Source organism: Pseudonocardia hierapolitana (assembly GCF_007994075.1).
Taxonomy (GTDB): Bacteria; Actinomycetota; Actinomycetes; order Mycobacteriales; family Pseudonocardiaceae; genus Pseudonocardia; species Pseudonocardia hierapolitana.
Genome location: NZ_VIWU01000001.1, coordinates 3,302,084 through 3,319,235 on the forward strand (window position 1 = coordinate 3,302,084; position 17,152 = coordinate 3,319,235).

A 17,152-nucleotide genomic window follows, 5' to 3' on the forward strand; every position below is an offset into this window, starting at 1 on the left:
CGTCAGGTCTCCTGACCAGCGCCTTCGTGGTCGCCTAGGCGCGACGACCACCGGCCATCGCGGATCAGCATGATCGATCATTGTGGCCCTCCGACTCGCCGATCTCATGCTCGGACGCGTGCTCAGCTGGCTCGTGCTGCTCGCCCGATCCGACACCGTCAAGGACACGCTGCTGCGCTGGCACGCCCAGCTCGTCGCCCACCGCTGGACCTATCCACGGCGAACACCGGGGCGCCCAGCGGTCACCCAGAGAGTTCGCGATCTGGTGCTACGGATGGCGCGGGAGAACTCAAGGTGGGGCTACCGACGCATCCACCGCGAGCTCGTCGGGCTCGGCCACCCGATCGCCGCGTCGACAGTGTGAAAGATCCTCAAGGCCGATGGCATCGACCCCGCACCGCGACGGTCCGGACCGACCTGGCGACAGTTCCTCGCCGCGAAGGCCCAGGCGATCCTCGCGGTCGACTTCGCCCACGTCGACAGGCGTGCCGTCGTTTCCGACGAGGCTGCGGCGGATGAGACGGTCCAGGACCGGCAGCGCTCCAGCGCCGTCCTGGTCCTTCACCAGGCCCAGGGTGTCAGCCTAGCTAGGCGAGTACTCCAGCCGGACTTCGTGATCTTGCCGGCGGGGTGCTGGGAACGTGGCGCGGCCACCGCATGATCATCTCGGGTTGTGTGGACTCAAGAGGATGCGGTGGCCGCGGGCCACAGCGTAGAGGCCGGCCTGTGGCCAGCGTTGGAAGGTCAACTTCTGGACCGGGTTGCGCGTCGATTCGGACGGGTGGAGACCCGGCAGCGGCTCGCCCGGTTCCTGCGCGGGATGCTGGCGGAGCTGCCGCGCAAGACCTGCTGGAGCATCGCCGAACACGCCGGGGACTCCAGCCCGGATGGAATGCAGCACCCACTCAACCGGGCCCGCTGGAACACCGACGGTGTCGCCGCCGATCTGCACGGGTTCGTCGCGGTGCACCTCGGCGAACCCGCCGGGGTGTTGATCGTCGATGAGTCTGGGGATCTGAAGAAGGGCGAGCACACGGTCGGGGTGCAGCGCCACCGCGGGTCGGATCGAGAACGCCCAGGTCGCGGTCTACCTCACCTATGCCGGTCGGGGCGGGCACGCGTTGATCGACCGCGAGCTCTATCTGCCCCCGCAGCTGGGCCGAGGACCCAGTCCGCCGGGCCGCGGCCGGGGTGCCTGACGAGGTCGAGTTCGCCACCAAACCCGCGCTGGCCACCACGATGATCGCTCGCGGGGTCGAGGCCGGACTGCCCGTGGGGTGGGTCACCGCCGACGAGGTCTACGACATCGATCCCGAGCTGCGCGCCAACTCGAAGCCCTGCGACTCGGCTATCTGCTGGGTATCGGCTGCAACCGCCGGGTCAGCGTTCACGGCGCCGGCGGTGGTGTCCGGATGGGAGCCGACCAGGTCGCCGCCGGTCTGGCCAACCGGTGCTGGACCCGGGTCGCCCTCACCTGTGGAAACACGAGATCCGCCGCTTAGCGCGGTGCAGTACAACGCAACTCACGTACCGCCAGGCCAGTTTGACGTGATGCCGTGCTCCACATTTGCTCCACCTCAGACAGTCAATGACATCGTGTCACGGAACATGCAAGCAGCCGATACCTTTGGCGTGACGTGATGGCCCACACGTGCTCCACGCCCATCGACTCAACCCGGCGACGCTGCGTTCGCAGAACTCTATGTTGCATCGTGCAGCATCGGGTCGCGGCATTGGAGCGGAAGCGCAGACCCTACGAAAGAAGACCGTCGGCATCGTCGACGTGCAGTCCGGTTCTCTCGCCACGCCGATGGTCGCCTCGGGAGGCGCCGGTCACCAGCGCGGTCCGTCCCGCCAGCCGTCCTCCGTCACGATGGCTCGACCTCCCGACCCCGGCATTCCACGAACTGGTACGGGAGGCCCGGATGCTCGGCGCGGGCGGTGAAGAGCCGCCCGGCGAGCGGTTCGCGCGTGCTGCGGGCCGCGTCGTAGCCCTCGCGCGCCGTGGTGATCAGCAGGTCACGTCGGTCCGCACCACTGAGCTGCACGCTCGTCGTCTGCGGCCTCGGCACGGCGACGACGCGGTCGAGGTGCCCGACGCCGTCGTAGCGGCGGACCTCCCCCGGCTCTGTACACCGCCACCCAGACCCCCGCCGGCGGCGCCGAATGATCACGCCGTCGGTGCCCCCGGATCCGGGCGTTCCCGGCTGTCGGCGTGGAACAGCGTGGTCCCCTCGGGCGACCACGCCACGCGCAGATGACCACCACCGCCGCCGACGGACCCGACCGGTTGGCACTGCTGGCCCGGATGCAGGAGGTCATCGCCGAGCAGGTTCCGGTCGTGCCGCTCTTCTACCAGCCGAAGATCACCCTCCTCGCCAAGCACGTGCACGACGTCCCGCAGTCCTCGACCCTGAGGTTCGGGAAGGTGTTCGTCAGCTCGACCTGATCGCTCGCGTCCGCTCCAGCACGCCCGGTCCTCACCAAGGACCGCGGTCCCGGCGCCGACGCCCGGATCAACCACCATTTCGAACGGCGTGGTGCCGTTCCTGATCTCGATGCGGCCGTGGCTGCCACAGGGCGCCCGCGCGCCGACGCGGCAGCTGGACGATCCATCTCGCATCCGATCTGCCGACCTGCCCCGCAGGCTCGGTCCTCAGTACCTCGTCACCGTCGTCGAGCGTGTACACGTCCGGTACCCGATCACGGATCCGTTGCCGAAGGACGATCGCCACCACGACGATGGTGACGAAGGGCAACCAGGCCAGCAGGTAGGCGCCACCGTAGTGGCCGAAGTCGAAGATCGAGCGCCTCGGGTCGATGTCCGGAACGTTCGCCCCGAAGAAGGCGAGGAGCAGTGCCGGCGGCAGCGCGAGCACCGTGGCGACCGCGACGATCGTCGTGAAGACCTTGTCGCGGGCCTCGTCCTGCTCCTGGCTCGCTGCATCGAGCAGGACCCGCCGCGCACGAATCGCAGAAACGACCTTGTCGACGATTCGCGAGGTGTTCGCGATACCGTCCGACAGCGCCGAGACCTCCCTCAGGGAGGAGGAGTAGCTGTCGAGGACGAGCTCGGGGATCAGGATCGAGTCGGCGTAGGCCTCGACGCTGAATGCGAGATCGAGCTGGAGCTCGGTCAATCGATGGGACAGCCGGGACAGGAGCCTGCGAGCCCCGGCAACCGAGTTCAGGTCCGCCGTCTCGTTCAGCTCGAGCGCATCGAACGCGTGTCGGCGGACGCGGTGGATGGCCGCCACGGCGTTGAGAACGCCGAGAGCCGCGAGGGCGAACGAGTTCTCCAACGGCGCGGACCAACCGGCGATCACCGACACTCCGCGACCGTGCGCGACGAAGCAGCGCGAGGGCTTGTTGAGCAGGTCCGGCCGGCGTACGCCGAGCGTTGCCCCGCCTCCGCCTGTCTCCAGGGTGCCGCGAAGCACGATCTCCTCGAGCTCGGCGGGCACGTCATCGTGCGCGGCCGTCTCGATCAGCCGGGCGGCGAGCTCGCCTCCCGGGAAGACGCACTGGTGCACGTTGCGGCCGAGCTTCACCTGCACACCGTCGTCGTGATCCACACCGCTGGGCAGCCGGTCCCGCAACCAAACCTCGATGCCGACGCCGTCGAGGGTGATCTCCGCGCGGTGTCGCCAGGTCTCGAACAGGATCACAGCGATGTCGGCGGCCTGCGGGACGTCCACCTCGACGTCGAGGAGCAGGAGCACGTCGCGGCGCGGCGTGGCGACCACGACGACGGTTCCTGCCAGCCGCCGCATGCGTGGATCCGCGAGCCGCGTGCAGAGGTCGGTGCGTACCGCCGACACCTCGCGCACGACCCTCGGAAGGAGGGGACCGCCCGCCACCACGTGCTCCGCGAGGCGGCCGAACTCGAGCACGTCCGACAGAGGACGATCCTCGGGCTCCACCGGTGAGTCGACCTCGAGGTTGTACATGAGCAGGAGCCGGGTGGCCGTCCTGGCGCGAGCGTCCGACTGATCCGAGGTCGCGGCGCACTCCGGACCTTCGGGATCGCGGGATTCGCTTCCGGAGTTCTTCATCGGGTCAGTCATGGCCGACGTCCGTCCTCATCCAGTTGCCGTCGCTCGGCCGATCTCCGCCGCCACCTCGGCGGCGGACAGGTACTCGTCGATGTCGTGGGCCCGGTCCTTGCGGTTCTGCGTGAGGACGTCCCGGACCTCGGCCCACGTGTCGGCGAGCGGGCATCCGACGGCCACCGCGTCGGCCGCGGCCCAGGCGTTGAGCCACGTGCCGACGCGAGCGGGACGCCTCGGGCCTCCCGACAGGAGCCGCTTGTACACGGAATCCATCCCGAGCGGGCTTCCCGCGGTGACGAGCACCGGGACCGCGACGCCCGGTGGAAGCCTCTCGATCAGGTCCATGGCGACCACCGTGCCGAGGCTGTGTGCGACCAGTACGACCTCGTCGTCGGTGGGGAACGTCTCGAGGACCGCGTCCAGGACGGCGATACGCACGGCGTCACGGTCGAGATAGGCCGCGACGTCGCGGAAGATGGTGGCGATCACGACCTCGTCGAGCCCGCTGCGGTCTGCGATCCACGACAACGGTCCCTGCAGCAGCGAGACGAGACCGCCGAGGAACCCGCCCTCCACCGCCACATCCCGCTTGCCGACGGGCATGCCGGCGCGGCGGGCGGCCTCGTCGATCAATGCCGCGTAGACGGCACGCGTGGACGCGTCGTCGGGGGCGTACGCCTCCGCGGTGGTCGCTTCCGCGCCGAGAGCCTCGGTCACGGCCCGCTCGCGGCCGTGCGCCGTCATCGCGGCGAGCGTGTCCCCGTAGTGCGGGAACCAGACCTCCTTGGCATCCAGTGGTGGGCGACCCGCCGCCGCGAGCCCGCGGGCCAGCCCGCCTGCCCACTCGGCGCGCATGATCGCGGGGTCGCGCCCCTGCGTGCCGCGACCGTGCAGGAACACGACCTGCGGCGTGCCTGCCCGCTCACCGCGGATGCCCCCGCGCGTGCCGACCGCGACCGTTGCCGCCTCGCCCCGCGCGCCGGTGATCGAGCCGACCCGATCGGCCGCGCCCGAGTCGGCGGGTACCGTCCTGGCCTTCTCCGGCAGCGCCTGCGGCCCGAGCTCGGTGAGCACCGCCCGCTGGGCCGGTGGCAGGGCGATCCCGTCGAGCCAACGCAGCAGCACACTGACGCGCGCGCCCTCGTTGGCGACCCAGCCGTCGCCGCCGGCGCCGGGGACGCTCGAGTGGTGCAGCGCGACGACCTCCCACTGGTCGTTGAACACGGGCGAGCCGGAGTTGCCCGGCTCCGTGTCGGTCTTGTAGTGCAGGAAGTCGTCGAGCTGGTTGAGCAGCGCGTTGTCGCGCAGCGCGACCTCCTTCGGGCGCGCGGCGGGATGGCCGATGACGTTCACCGGCTCCCCGATCACGATCTTTCCCTGGCGTGCGACGAGCTGGTTCCAACCGTGCACCGCGCCGGGCAGCTCCCCGTCGCTCCTTGGCCGGACCGCGACGAGGGTCGCGTCCAGGTCGATGTTCGTCACGAACAGCAGGTCAGGCGCGAGTGCATAACGGACGGTCGGTTTCGCGACGCCTTCGTTGTCGACCTCGACGTCGAAGTCGGCGAAGGACTCAGCGGCCGTGGCGGCGTCCTGCAATACGTGGTTATTCGTCAGAAGCAGCCGCTTCCCCACCAGGAATCCGCTGCCGAAGCCGGCCGGGCGGCCACCCTCCACCACCGCGATCCGCGCCACCGTCCTCGACGCCCGCGAACCACGACCGAGGAACGCAACGCCTTGCAGCTCGCTCGCGACCCCCAGGATCCGCTCCAGCCTCACCCCCTGCACCGCGTCGGCATCCGGCAGCGCGAGCGCGATCGTGCCGAGCCCGACCGCTCCGCCGGCCGCCAGACGTTCGGTGCGCGCCCTGACCTGCTCCGCGCTGTCGACGATGGCCGTCCCGGTCTCCACCTGCCTGCGTTCGATCTCGGCACGCTCGTCAGCGCTGCGGCGGTACCGCTCGATCATGCGCTGCTGCTGCTCCTGCAGGTTCATCCCGCCCGCTCCCTCCAGAACGACCCGGCGAGGGCCGACCGGCAGGCGCGTGCTGGGTGTCCCGTGCTCCCGGCGTTCCCGGCAGCGGCTGCCGTCCCGGCCTCACGAGAAAGACGGCCGGAGTGGACGGGAAATACCGGCACATCCGAAACACCGGTCACGGGACTCATGGCGAGGCGGTGCCGGCCGAGCTCGAACGCCACGGTGAGCGCGGACGTGGCGGGCCGCGATGATCAGCCCGCCGCCAGGACGAGAGCGGGATCGACGTCGGCGTAGTGCTCGCTGTCGCGTCGGTCGTCGCGCGCGGCCGATCGGTGAGCCGTCATCAGGAACCAGCCGCTGCCGCCGACGACCCGAATAGCTGTGGACACGGACTTCCTGCGAACCTTCGTCGTTGCGAGCCGCAGCTTCACGGCGGCCGACGACGGCTCACGGCCGGAGCCGCGGCATGGCGCTCCCCCGCGGCCGAGGCGTAGGTCTCGGCGTCCGAGCGGCCCCGCCAGAGCGGGCTCACCTGCCCGCGTCCGGACACCGGGCGGGCGAAGGCGTCGCGTTCGGCGGCGTTGTGCCGCGCGAACCAGTCGTGCAGCACGCCTGCGAGCTCGTCACGCCTGATCGCGCTCCCCTGCTCGCCCGACCGGTTCTCCCGCTCGTCCGGATCGTTGACCAGGTCGTAGAGCTCCTCGGGGCCGTCGCGGCGGACGACGTACTTCCACTGCGCCGTCCGCGCCATGCGCGTCCCGCCGTACTCGTCGAAGACCACCACCGCCTCGTCTCCGCCCGTCTCCTCGCCGAGCAGCCGGGGCAGGACCGACCGGCCTGCCGCCAGCGGGTCCTCGGGAACCGCCACCCCGGCCAGGTCGAGCAACGTCGGGTGCAGGTCGCAGGCGCTGGTCAGGCCGGAGTCGACGCGTCCGGCGGCGATGCGGCCGGGGAAGCTCACGACGAACGGGACCCGGACGGAGTTCTCCCACATGTTCAGCGGCCAGGTGCCGTTGCCTTTTCCCCAGATCCCGTGGTGGCCGCAGCTGAACCCGTTGTCCGAGGTGTAGACGACGCAGGTGCTCTCGCGCGCGCCCGTGGCGTCGAGCAGGTCGAGCAGCCGCCGGACACCGGCGTCGACCGCGGTGAGTGAGGCGAAGTAGCCGAGCAGGCTGGGGACCGGGTCGGTCATGGCGTCCGACACCGGTCCCGGTTCCCAGCTGAACCACGGGTGCGGTTCCTCCCGCGGGCAGGAGTCGAAGGTGGCGCCGTCGTAGACCTCGGTGTAGCGGGCGGGGTGCTGGTCCACCCAAGGGCTGTGCGGGGCCGTGTAGTTGACCTGCAGGTAGAAGGGCCGGTCGTTGGCCCCGTTGGCCTCGAGGAACGCGACGGCCTCGTCGGTGATCGCCTCGGTGAGGTAGCGGGGCTCGTCCTCGGCCCGGCCGTCGCGCCACACCGGCGCGCCGACGTAGCGCCCGTCCCCGGTGCGGTGCGCGTACCAGCTCGTAAAGCCCGGCGCGGGGTGCCGGGAGGTACCCAGGTGCCACTTGCCGCTGTGCCCGCACTCGTATCCCGCCGTTGCGAGCACCTCTGGCGTGGTCGTGAGGCAGGCGAGGTAGCTGTCCTCGTCGCGCACCCCGTACGCCTCGCCGCGGATCCAGTCGTGCACCCCGTGCGCCGACGGCATGCGCCCGGTGAGCAGCGACGCCCGGGCGGGTGAGCAGACCGGCGATGCGCAGAAGAACCGGTCGAGCTCCGTGCCGCCCGCGACCAGCTCGCCTATCGCCGGCGTCACGAGGTCGCGGTTGCGGTGTCCCATCGCCCACGGGCCCTGGTCGTCGGTGAGCACGACGAGCAGGTTGGGTCGGTGCGCATCCCGGCTCGCCACGTCAGCCCGCCGCTTCCTCGTCGCCGAGGCCGCGCTCGGCGTACAGCGCGAGGGTCGTGTCCCAGGGGATGACGCCCACGCGATCGGCCCAGCGCCGCCACCGGTCGGCGAGCTCGGCGACGAGGTCGGGGTGCTCGGCGGCGAGGTCGACCAGCTCGGTGCGGTCGACCTCGAGGTCGTAGAGCTCCCACGGCCCCGGGTACTCGCGCACGAGTTTCCACCGGCCGACGCGGACGGCGGCGTTGCCGGTGTGCTCCCAGTACAGCGGGACCGGATCCAGGTGTTCCTCGCGCAGGGCGGGCAGGAAGCTGCGCCCCTCCAGTGGGAGCACCGGACGCCCCCGGCACGTCTCGGGGTGGTCCACCCCGACGCAGTCCAGCAGCGTGGGCAGCACGTCGACGAGCTGCACCGGCAGGTCCACGATGCTGCCGCCCGCGAGGCGACCGGCAGGCCAGTGCACGAGGAACGGCGCCGCGATCCCACCCTCGTGCACCCACCGCTTGTAGAAGCGGAACGGGGTATTCGACAGGTTGGCCCACGCCCGGCCGTAGCTGGCGTAGGTGTCCTCGGGCCCGGGCGCGATCGCCGGCTCGTTGCCGACACGCAGTGCGCGCCCGTCGCGGGTGCGCGCCGGCAGGATGTCCGTGCGCTGGCGGAAGCTCTCCAGCTCGCCCTTCGGCAGGTCCTCGGGGGACGCGCCGTTGTCGCTGAGCACCACGATCACCGCGTCGTCGAGCCGGCCGGCGGCCCGCAGCGCCTCGACCACCCGTCCCACGCCGGAGTCCATCCGCTCGACCTGGGCGGCGTAGGTCTGCATCCGGCGGACCTGCCATCCCTGCTCGTCCACGTCCGCCCACGCGGGCTGGGTGGGATCACGATCGCTGAGCGCGGTACCCGCCGGCAGTACCCCCTCGTCGACCAGGCGCTTCATCCGCCGCTCCCGCAGCGCGTCCCAGCCGTCGTCGAAGACCCCGTCGAGCGCGGCGACGTCCGGCTCGGGCGCGTGCAACGGCCAGTGCGGCGCGGTGAACGCCATGTAGAGGAACAGCGGTTGGTCGGGCGCCGTGGCGGCCTGGTGCTCGACGAACTCCACGGCCTCCTGCGCGATGGCATCGGTGTAGAAGAAGCCCGGGTCGCGTGCCTCGGCGCTCGCGTCCGCCTCGCCACGGGTCAGGGTGCCCGGGTCGTAGTAGCTGCCGCAGCCGGTGAGCGTGCCGAAGAAGCGGTCGAAACCGCGGCGGGTCGGCCAGGCGTCGTTCGGCTCGGTCATCTCCGACGCCAGGTGCCACTTGCCCGCGAGGCAGGTCGCGTACCCGGACTCCCGCAGCACCTCGGCCGCGGTGACGCACCGGTCGTTCAGCGTGCCCGGGTAGCCGCGCGGGGAGTCGCCGTTGGTGAGGATGCCGATGCCCGTCTGGTGCGGGTGCAACCCGGTCAGCAGGGACGCCCGCGACGGGCTGCAGCGCGCGGTGTTGTAGAAGGCCGAGAACCGCACGCCGTCCCGGCCCAGCCGGTCGATGTGCGGGGTGCGGATCTCCCCGCCGTAGCAGCCCAGGTCGGAGAACCCCATGTCGTCGGCGAGGACGACGACCACGTCCGGGCGCCTCACTTGACCGCTCCTCCCGTGAGCCCGGAGATGATCTGCCGGTTCGCGACCACCGCCAGCACGATGATCGGCACGGTGGCCAGCGCACCCGCCGCCGCCATCGAACCCCACGCCACCTCGTAGGGCTGCACGAGGGAGGCGATGCCGACGGTCAGGGGCGAGGTGCGCCCACCCGAGGTCATCACCAGCCCCATGAGGAACTCGTTCCACGCCATGATCCCCACGAACACGGCAACGGCGGCGAGCCCCGAGCGCGCCAGCGGCACCATCACCTGCACGAACACCCGCAGCTCCGACGCCCCGTCCACGAGTGCGGCCTCCCGCAGCTCGCCGGGCACCCCGTCGAAGTAGACCTTCATCAGCAGCGCCGCGAACGGCAGGTTGAACACGGTGTTGAGCAGGATCAGCCCCTGCACGGTCCCGAGCAGCCCGAAGCTGTTGAGGGTGACGTACAAACCGGGCACCAGAGCCATCGGCGGGATCAGCGGGAGGACGGCGCTGAGCGCGAGCAGCGTGAGCGTGACCCAACGGGCCATCGTCAACCGGGACAGCGCGTAGCCCGTGGCCGAGCCGACCACCAGGCACAGCACGATCGTCCCGGCGACGATCATCAGGCTGTTGCCGAGCTGCGCGGCGAACGGGCGACCGGGGCCGAGGAGCTCGAGGACGTTGGCGGTGGTGAACCCGAACTCCCAGTCCGGGCTGACGATGTTGCGGCCGGGCTGCACGGCCAGGACCACCAGCCAGCCGATCGGCAGGATGAACGCCGCCAGCAGCGCGAGCAGGGGCAGGTCCACCGCGGGGCGGAAGCGGCGACGCCGCCGCGCCCGTCGCGAGGACGTCGCCCCGGCGGGTGCGCCTACCGTCCCGGCGAGCGCGCCGGGTGTCACGGACGTGCTCATGCCGCCGCTCCCCCCTGCCGTGCGGTCCGCCGCACGAGCACGGAGACGAGCAGCACGAGCATGACGAACACCACCACCGTCAGGCTGAACGCCGCCCCGTACCCGAGCTCCAGCCGGTCGAAGAAGACGTTGCGGATGTGCAGGCTCACCAGGGTGGTGGCGTCGTTCGGACCACCGCGCGTGAGGAGGAACATCTCGTCGAAGGCCTTGACCCCCATCACCAGGCGGATCAGCGCCGCCGCGGCGAGGGCGGGGGTCAGGAGCGGGAGCACCACCCGCCAGAAGACCTGCCGCTCGTTCGCTCCGTCGACGCGCGCGGCTTCCAGGATCTGGTCGTCGATGCCCTTCAGCGCCGTGTAGACGAGCAGGAACACGACGGGGGTCCAGTGCCAGACGTCGACGAGGATGATCGACACCATCGCGCCGACCTCGCTGCCCAGCCAGCCCTGTGGCGGTAGCCCGACGTCGACGAGCACCCTGTTGAGCACGCCGACGGTAGGGCTGAGGATCAGCAGCCAGATCAGGCTGACCACCACCGGGGCGACGACGGCCGGCCACAGCGCGAGGTTCCGCGCGACGGGCCCGAACAGCTCCGAGCGGTCCACCAGTACGGCGAGCAGGGTGCCCAGCACGAGCGTCAACGGGACGGTCGCCGCGATGAACACCGCGGTGGTGACCGCCGAGGACCCCGCCAACGCGTCCCCGAACATGCGGGCGAAGTTGGCGAGCGTCCCGAAGTCCCAGAGGAACTGCCCGCCGCGGATCTCGACGTGGGACAGCGCCATCCGCACGACCTGCACGAGCGGGTAGACGGCGAACAGCAGCATGAACACGACGAACGGCAGCACCGCGACCAGGCCGAACCGGCCCCCGTGCAGCGGGCTGCGCGCCCGGGACCGCCGTGTGGAGGCAGAGGTCCTTGGAAGAGCAGCGGTCACTGCAGGAACCCCGCCTCCCGCACGACCCGGGTCAGCTCCTCCTGCAGCTGTGCCAGGCCCTCGGCCGCGGGGGTGGCGCCGGCTCCGATACCGCTGAGGATCCGCTCCGTCACCTCCAGCATCGGGGCCGAGAAGACGTAGCGCACCGCGCGATGGACGTCCGGCATCGAGTCGGCCACCGCTTGGAGGTTCACGGCGTCACCACTGCCGAGCTCGTCGAGCACGTCCGACCGGCTTGCGATGCCGCCTGCCTGCCCGAACGCCGTCTGCTGCTGCTTGTCGAGCATCCAGCGGATGAACCGGTACGTGGCCTGCGCCCGCTCCGGCGGGAGACCGCGCGGGACGCACAGCGACCACGTGCCGCTGGTCGGGGCGGGCTCGCCGATCGGCCCGGCCGGGACCACGGCGTACCCGAGCTTGCCGACGACGTTCGACGCCGACGGGTCCTCCAGCTGGGCCGCCGCGGCCGCGACGACGTGCGCCTGCAGCGCCTCGCCGCTCTGCAGGGCGGCGATGACCTCGGCCTGCCCCACGGTCTGCGGCTCGGCCGGGCCGAGCGCGAGCAGCCGCGTGTACATCTCGGTGGCCGCGAGGGCCTCCGGGGTGTCGAGCGCGGGCGTCCAGTCGGTGCCCTCGTCGGCGAACCACCTCCCGCCGTGGCTGTAGAGCACGGGCATGTAGTCGTAGGTGATGGACTGCCCGCCGGAGGAGGCCTGGCCCCTGGTCGCGTAGCCGTAGCGGGCGATCCCCGCCTGTTGCGCCCGTTCGCCCGCCGCCACCGCGTCCGCCCACGTCCTCGGCACCGGCAGGCCGAGCTGCTCGTAGAGGTCCGTCCGGTAGATCAGCAGGTGGACGTTGCCGTTGAGCGGCAGCCCCATGACGCGCCCGTTCTCGTCCGACGTGCGGGTCTGCTCGTCCCAGTACGGGAGCGCGTCGTAGGTCAGCACGGCCGGGTCGAGCGAGAACTGCGCGTCCACCTCGTCCAGCGGCATGACCCAGTCGTTGTCGTAGAACTGGTGGGTCCAGGGTTCGTCGAGCTGGAAGAGGTCGAAGACGAGGTTTTGGTTCTGGATCGCGTTGGTCATCTGCGTGCGCAGCCCGTCGTAGGGGAACTCGCGCAGCGTGATCCGTACCCCGGTCTCCGCCTCGTACTGCGCCGCGACCGTGCGGTAGGCGTCCAGCCACGGCGACTGGTTGGTCGGCACGATCAGCTCGGTGACCTCACCGCCCCCGCCGCCGCCCAGCGCGCCCGTGCCCCCGCCGCCGCACGCACCGACGCTCGCGATCGCCGGGAGGGAGACCCCCATGGCCGCGAGCTGGAGGAACCGTCGACGATGCATCTTCGGCATGACGTTCGCCGGTGAAGTCATGGGCATTCTCCTCGGTTGGCGGGCAGATCGCGGGCGGATCGACCGCGTCGTGCGGCACCACGGTCCCTGCCGGGCCAGGGGACGGAGAACAGGCTGGCCTCGGTCCGGCGCCTGGGCCACATCGGGCGCCAGTCTGTCCCCGCAGCAAAGCGCAGTCAACACTATGTCCGAACATAGTGGCCGCTGGTCCTCATCGTCGTCCATCCGGCGGCGACACCTCGGAATCCGGCATCGCGAGCCGCAACGAGCAACTCGAGGCGGATGCCGACGGGATTGTCGACGCCGCACGAAGCCGCGCCGCAGTCCCGCGCACATCGACGAGACACGACCGCAACCCGGCCCTCCAACGGTCCGCAGTGACGACGTTCCCCTGTATGTGCGGCGATCGACTCCCCGTTGGTGGGTGGTGGGTCAGTGGGCGAGTTCGGCCGGTGCGACGAGCACCCCGGGTTGCAGTACGACTCGTGGCACAGGTACGAGCCCCCGCGCATGGCACGGTTCCGCTCGGCGCGGTCGAACCAGTCGGCGCACCACTCCCACACGTTGCCCGCCACGTTGTACAGGCCGAACCCGTTGGGTGCGAACGCGTCGACCGGAGCGGTGTCGTGCATCGGGAACCGCCCCTGCCAGATGTTGCAGCGGTGCTCGCCGCCGGGCGTGAGCTCGTCACCCCACGGGTAGCGGCCTGGTCGAGCCCGCCGCGCGCCTAGGCAGCTCGCTTCCGCAGCATCCCGCCCCTTTTCCCAGCTCGCCGCTTTACGACGGTGGTGAGGTCGCCGTGGTGGATGCCCCGGCTGGCGTTCGTCGTCCCAGCCGGTCGTGCTCCGGAGGCTCGGGACTCCGGCGGGTGACCGACACCGCCACCGTGTCGGCCGCCACGAATCACCGCGAATGTGGCGGCGCGGGTGCTGTAGTCACTCCCGATCTCCGGGGACGACGGTCCGGTGCGGGCCTCGATCTCCTGCCCGTCAGGTGCAGTGTGTATCAGGTGTCGCGGCCGGCCCGTCCTCGGAGCCAGACGCCCGAGGGGGTACACGATGACGGATCCGCCACTGCCCCCGGTCGGTCAGCCCCTTCCGGGGGTACTGCACGCCGAGCGGGGGCGCGTCACCCGCGACGGGAACTTCGCGTTGGCCTGCTGGCATGCCGAGACCGACACATTGCCGCGGGTCGTCGGGCAACACGGCGATCCCGACCGGGTAGCTCTCGTACTTCCGATCGGTGTGGCGAGCAACGACGGGGAAACCGCGCGGGTCGAGGTGCGGCTGTGGACCGAACCGCCCGAACCGGCCGAGCGCCGTTACCGCTCGGACGGCGGCGGTATCGAGGTGCTCAATCGGAGCATCCTGGCCAGGGAAGTGCGGCGCGGCTCGCCACTGCGGGGTGAGCCGGCCGTGCTCGATGCCCGCCGCCACAATGTCGACCTGGACCGGGCGGTCACTGATGCCGGCGACGGCACGACGTTCTACCGGCTCGCGGTAGCGGACCTGCGCCGCGATGCGCTGGTTCACTACACGATCTCGGCCACCACCCCGATGGTGGATGTTGCGGCCACGTGCTCCTTCACGCTGCGCGCCTCGATCCCGGAGTTCACCGCGCAGGACGTCCGGGCCGTTCAGCTACCCGCCGCCGGCTCGACCGTGCCCGAGTTGCGACACTGGACGGCCCTCTACACACGCCGAGACGGGCTCGACCACGTGCGCGTCGACTTCCTTTCCACAATTGTGCCCGGCCAGGAGAGCGCACGGCCCGCGGTGCGGATCGCCGTGGGCGAGACCGAGATCGACGTCGGCGCCGACCGGAACGAGGCCGAAGCCGGCGAGCACGTGCTGCTGCCGCTGCTGGACCGGCAGCGCGACTCGGTGCTGGTTTCGGTGCCGGTGCCCCCCGACCACGGCCTACCCGAGGTCCGAGTCCTCGCGCCGGCCGGCGATCCGCAGCCCGACGACGTCCGGGTCGACCTCGCGGCCGCCCCACCGCAGCCGGTCTGGTTGATGATCGTCAACTACTGCATTCAGGGACTCAACGACCTGTTCGACCTGCCGCTCGACGATCCCTACCCCCGACCGCGGACGTATACGGCACTCACGATGCGCGACGAGCGCGGAACGTGGTCGAGCCGACCGGGCAGCGGCGAGGACGGCGACCCGGACGGGTACGCCTTGACCTTCGAGGGCCACCGCTATTTCGGCATCCCCAGCATGTGGGCGTTCAACGCCGCCGTGCTCACCATGATCGCCCACGACTGCTCGGACGACCTGGAGCAGATCCAGGCGGACGTGACCCAGCGCGGAACCGTGGTTCCGGTCAACGCGGGCTTCGGCGCGCACCGCACGCCGTACTACACGGCGCGGACCAATCTCGAGGAGATCCGCCGCGGCCGCGACGCGATCGCCGCGTTTCTTCCGGGCGCGCCGTCTGAAGGGCTCGCGGTGTATTACCCCGACCAGCGGCTCTATGGCGGCACGCCGCAGGAGTACCAGGTGTACGCCGACAACGGTGAACTAGTGCGATATCTCGTCCTCGACCGGGCGTCGTTGTGCCACAGCACTGGCGACGACGTGCAACAGCGGTTCTTCCCGGCCGGCGCGCCCGACTTTCCGGGCAACCGGCTGCTCCACGATCCGCGTTCCGGCGCCCGGATCCTGCCGATCGAGGACGCGGTCCGAGAGGCGATGGTCGGGGGCAGCAACGACGAGGCCGAGCGCGGCAAGGCGGCACGCAGGTTGCGTGAGGTCTTGCTGCTGGGACTGCGACGCAATGCCATCGACCGTGGCTCCCCGGTGCTGCTCGTCTATGGCGACGATGCGGACAAGGCGTCGGGCAACGGTTGGTTCGACGGCGACTATTCGGGCCGCCCGGTGCATTTCAACGACAAGTATCAAGCCACGCTGTGCTGGCTGCGTGACCACCCGTGGGTACGGGTGGTCACCGTGGCTGACCGGGACGTGGCCGCGGCCCAACCGGTGCCGCTGTCGGCCGACCTGGCCAGCGCGACCTGCCCGTCGGTCGATCCCCAGGGTGGGTCGGAACACGATCGCTACGGGAACCTGCTGCACTTCGACAGCTGGGAGCAGCGCTGGGCGGCTACCCGCTCGCCCTGGCTGGGTACCACCCTCGGTCAGCTGTCCGCCGAGGTTGAGAGGGCGCTGGTGAACTGGCCGCCGCAGGCGGCCGGCTTCGCCCTCACCCCGGACCCGGAGCTAGTCGACCTGGCCTGGCTGACCTTCCTCGGGCTGCACCACGAGATGATGTGGAACAAGGAGCCGCTGGAGGGCGGGTTCGTCAACCGGCGGCTCGGGGTGATCGCCCCCGAGGACTTCGTCGTCGCCGCGAGCCTGCAGCTGCGCAATGCCCATGTCTACCTGGCTGCCGCGGTGTGGGCCGGCTGGGCCATGGACACCGACCACAGCCGAACTTATCTCAACGAGGGAAAGCTCATCGAGCAGCTCCGGGCCGCCGGCGTCGGCGGCCGGGACGCCCTGCACTGGGACCACGACCTGTTACCCACCGACATCCTCTACAACCGGGATGTGCTGGCGGTGCTCGACCGCAACGGTGGGCGGATCACCCACTTGTTCGCCGCCGACCGGGGACGCCGGCGGGCGATCTGCGTGAGCGGCACCCCGAAGGCTTACCAGTGGACCGGACCCGCGCCCGGCCGACCCGAGCCGGATTGGTTGACCTGCGACGGCGGTGTCCTGGAGAACACGGTCTGCACCCCCAACCATCTGTACATCGCCTGCGACCTGCAGCAGTCGCTGCCGATCGCCGGGCGGCGTCTCGAGGAGCGGCCACGCCAACCCTCGCCGCGGGACTGGCTCTACCCGGACACCTTCAACGAGTACGAGGCAACCCTGGACGCCGGACAACGACTTGTGCACTACCGGTACGGGCCGCCTGTGGGCCCGAACCGCCCCCAGCTCGTCGACGATGCGGCCTTCCATGCGGCCTGCGTCGCCGACCGGGCGGGCAAAGCGGCGCCCCAGGCCGGCGCCGCCACCGGTGTGGTGTGGCACGACGGCCCGGACTTCAGCAAGACGATCCGGCTCGACGGCAGCCGCCTGGACATCCACTACCAGCAGGCACCGGCGGGCCACGTCGTGGCCAACGAATTCTGCCTCGACGTGCGCGCGGCCATGACAAGGGGTGAGTTCCAGGGCCGCAGCAACCCGGATGACCGCAGCGTTCGGCTGTCCGGACCCGGCGGCGTGCACGTCACCGTCACAGCGCGAAGCGGCTGTGAGCTCACCCGGTCGGCGCAGCTGCCTGACCTGGAGGCGGCGGAAGCAGCCGGCATCAGCGCCGAATGGCTGCGCTACCACCGGGTGCTGACCGATGCGGTGCCGATCACCAGCGCGGCCGGTGGCGACTTCCGCTACACCGTCGACGTCGGATTCACCGCCTGACCGCTGCACGGTG

General features: G+C 70.8%; 15 protein-coding genes. 4 read left to right on the forward strand and 11 right to left on the reverse strand.

Going from position 1 to position 17,152, the window contains the following annotated elements; translation table 11 throughout:
- Positions 1–289: 289 nt before the first annotated feature.
- Positions 290–565 (reverse strand): hypothetical protein, encoded by a 276-nt coding sequence (locus tag FHX44_RS15750; RefSeq protein WP_147256491.1) that lies wholly within the window; start codon positions 563–565, stop codon positions 290–292.
- 255 nt (positions 566–820) lie between these two features.
- Between FHX44_RS15750 and FHX44_RS44215 the strand changes: the two genes are divergently transcribed.
- Together FHX44_RS44215 and FHX44_RS44220 are read left to right on the forward strand one after the other, a co-directional pair.
- Entirely contained in the window at positions 821–1,243 is a 423-nt protein-coding gene (locus FHX44_RS44215) for a transposase (RefSeq protein WP_425469188.1), read from the forward strand.
- On the forward strand, positions 1,141–1,641 hold the full coding sequence (locus FHX44_RS44220; protein WP_425469189.1) for a transposase: 501 nt from the start codon (positions 1,141–1,143) through the stop codon (positions 1,639–1,641). Before FHX44_RS44215 ends, FHX44_RS44220 begins: the two co-directional genes overlap by 103 nt.
- Positions 1,642–1,868: 227 nt before the next feature.
- On the opposite strand, the gene FHX44_RS15765 is transcribed toward FHX44_RS44220, so the two are convergent.
- Positions 1,869–2,297, reverse strand: coding sequence for an SMP-30/gluconolactonase/LRE family protein (locus tag FHX44_RS15765; protein WP_147256494.1), 429 nt, complete (start codon positions 2,295–2,297; stop codon positions 1,869–1,871).
- On the opposite strand from FHX44_RS15765, the gene FHX44_RS42165 reads away from it, so the two are divergent.
- Complete coding sequence (locus FHX44_RS42165) at positions 2,258–2,449, forward strand: hypothetical protein (RefSeq protein ID WP_170308925.1); 192 nt, start codon at positions 2,258–2,260, stop codon at positions 2,447–2,449. The two genes, FHX44_RS15765 and FHX44_RS42165, sit on opposite strands and share 40 nt — an antisense overlap.
- 67 nt (positions 2,450–2,516) lie before the next feature.
- Here FHX44_RS42165 and FHX44_RS15770 read toward each other — a convergent pair whose 3' ends face one another.
- The 9 genes from FHX44_RS15770 to FHX44_RS43855 form a co-directional block, all read right to left on the reverse strand.
- Positions 2,517–4,067 (reverse strand): hypothetical protein, encoded by a 1,551-nt coding sequence (locus FHX44_RS15770; RefSeq protein ID WP_147256495.1) that lies wholly within the window; start codon positions 4,065–4,067, stop codon positions 2,517–2,519.
- A 15-nt stretch (positions 4,068–4,082) separates the two neighbouring features.
- Positions 4,083–6,044: a trypsin-like peptidase domain-containing protein gene (locus tag FHX44_RS15775; RefSeq protein WP_147256496.1), complete on the reverse strand. Its 1,962-nt coding sequence runs from the start codon at positions 6,042–6,044 to the stop codon at positions 4,083–4,085.
- Between the two features lie 233 nt (positions 6,045–6,277).
- On the reverse strand, positions 6,278–6,415 hold the full coding sequence (locus FHX44_RS42170) for a hypothetical protein (RefSeq protein WP_170308926.1): 138 nt from the start codon (positions 6,413–6,415) through the stop codon (positions 6,278–6,280).
- A 38-nt stretch (positions 6,416–6,453) separates the two neighbouring features.
- Positions 6,454–7,914, reverse strand: coding sequence for a sulfatase family protein (locus tag FHX44_RS15780; RefSeq protein WP_212612502.1), 1,461 nt, complete (start codon positions 7,912–7,914; stop codon positions 6,454–6,456).
- A gap of 1 nt (position 7,915) precedes the next feature.
- A complete protein-coding gene (locus tag FHX44_RS15785) occupies positions 7,916–9,523 on the reverse strand; it encodes an arylsulfatase (RefSeq protein ID WP_212612503.1) in 1,608 nt (535 codons plus the stop codon).
- A complete protein-coding gene (locus FHX44_RS15790) occupies positions 9,520–10,422 on the reverse strand; it encodes a carbohydrate ABC transporter permease (protein ID WP_147256497.1) in 903 nt (300 codons plus the stop codon). The genes FHX44_RS15785 and FHX44_RS15790 overlap by 4 nt, the downstream gene beginning before the upstream one ends.
- Positions 10,419–11,360 (reverse strand): carbohydrate ABC transporter permease, encoded by a 942-nt coding sequence (locus FHX44_RS15795; protein WP_212612504.1) that lies wholly within the window; start codon positions 11,358–11,360, stop codon positions 10,419–10,421. Before FHX44_RS15795 ends, FHX44_RS15790 begins: the two co-directional genes overlap by 4 nt.
- Complete coding sequence (locus FHX44_RS15800; RefSeq protein ID WP_147256498.1) at positions 11,357–12,730, reverse strand: extracellular solute-binding protein; 1,374 nt, start codon at positions 12,728–12,730, stop codon at positions 11,357–11,359. The genes FHX44_RS15795 and FHX44_RS15800 overlap by 4 nt, the downstream gene beginning before the upstream one ends.
- A 161-nt stretch (positions 12,731–12,891) precedes the next feature.
- Positions 12,892–13,623, reverse strand: a complete 732-nt coding sequence (locus tag FHX44_RS43855) for a formylglycine-generating enzyme family protein (protein ID WP_425469190.1) — start codon at positions 13,621–13,623, stop codon at positions 12,892–12,894.
- Between the two features lie 144 nt (positions 13,624–13,767).
- Between FHX44_RS43855 and FHX44_RS15810 the strand changes: the two genes are divergently transcribed.
- A complete protein-coding gene (locus FHX44_RS15810; protein ID WP_147256499.1) occupies positions 13,768–17,139 on the forward strand; it encodes a hypothetical protein in 3,372 nt (1,123 codons plus the stop codon).
- The last annotated feature ends 13 nt before the right edge of the window (positions 17,140–17,152 follow it).

Bases quoted from the DNA above. Each gene is read 5' to 3' on its own strand.
- FHX44_RS44215 (WP_425469188.1), top strand. From the start codon at position 821: ATGCTGGCGGAGCTGCCGCGCAAGACCTGCTGGAGCATCGCCGAACAC.
- FHX44_RS15810 (WP_147256499.1), top strand. From the start codon at position 13,768: ATGACGGATCCGCCACTGCCCCCGGTCGGTCAGCCCCTTCCGGGGGTA.
- FHX44_RS15800 (WP_147256498.1), bottom strand. From the start codon at position 12,730: ATGACTTCACCGGCGAACGTCATGCCGAAGATGCATCGTCGACGGTTC.
- FHX44_RS15775 (WP_147256496.1), bottom strand. From the start codon at position 6,044: ATGAACCTGCAGGAGCAGCAGCAGCGCATGATCGAGCGGTACCGCCGC.
- FHX44_RS15790 (WP_147256497.1), bottom strand. From the start codon at position 10,422: ATGAGCACGTCCGTGACACCCGGCGCGCTCGCCGGGACGGTAGGCGCA.
- FHX44_RS15770 (WP_147256495.1), bottom strand. From the start codon at position 4,067: ATGACTGACCCGATGAAGAACTCCGGAAGCGAATCCCGCGATCCCGAA.
- FHX44_RS42165 (WP_170308925.1), top strand. From the start codon at position 2,258: ATGACCACCACCGCCGCCGACGGACCCGACCGGTTGGCACTGCTGGCC.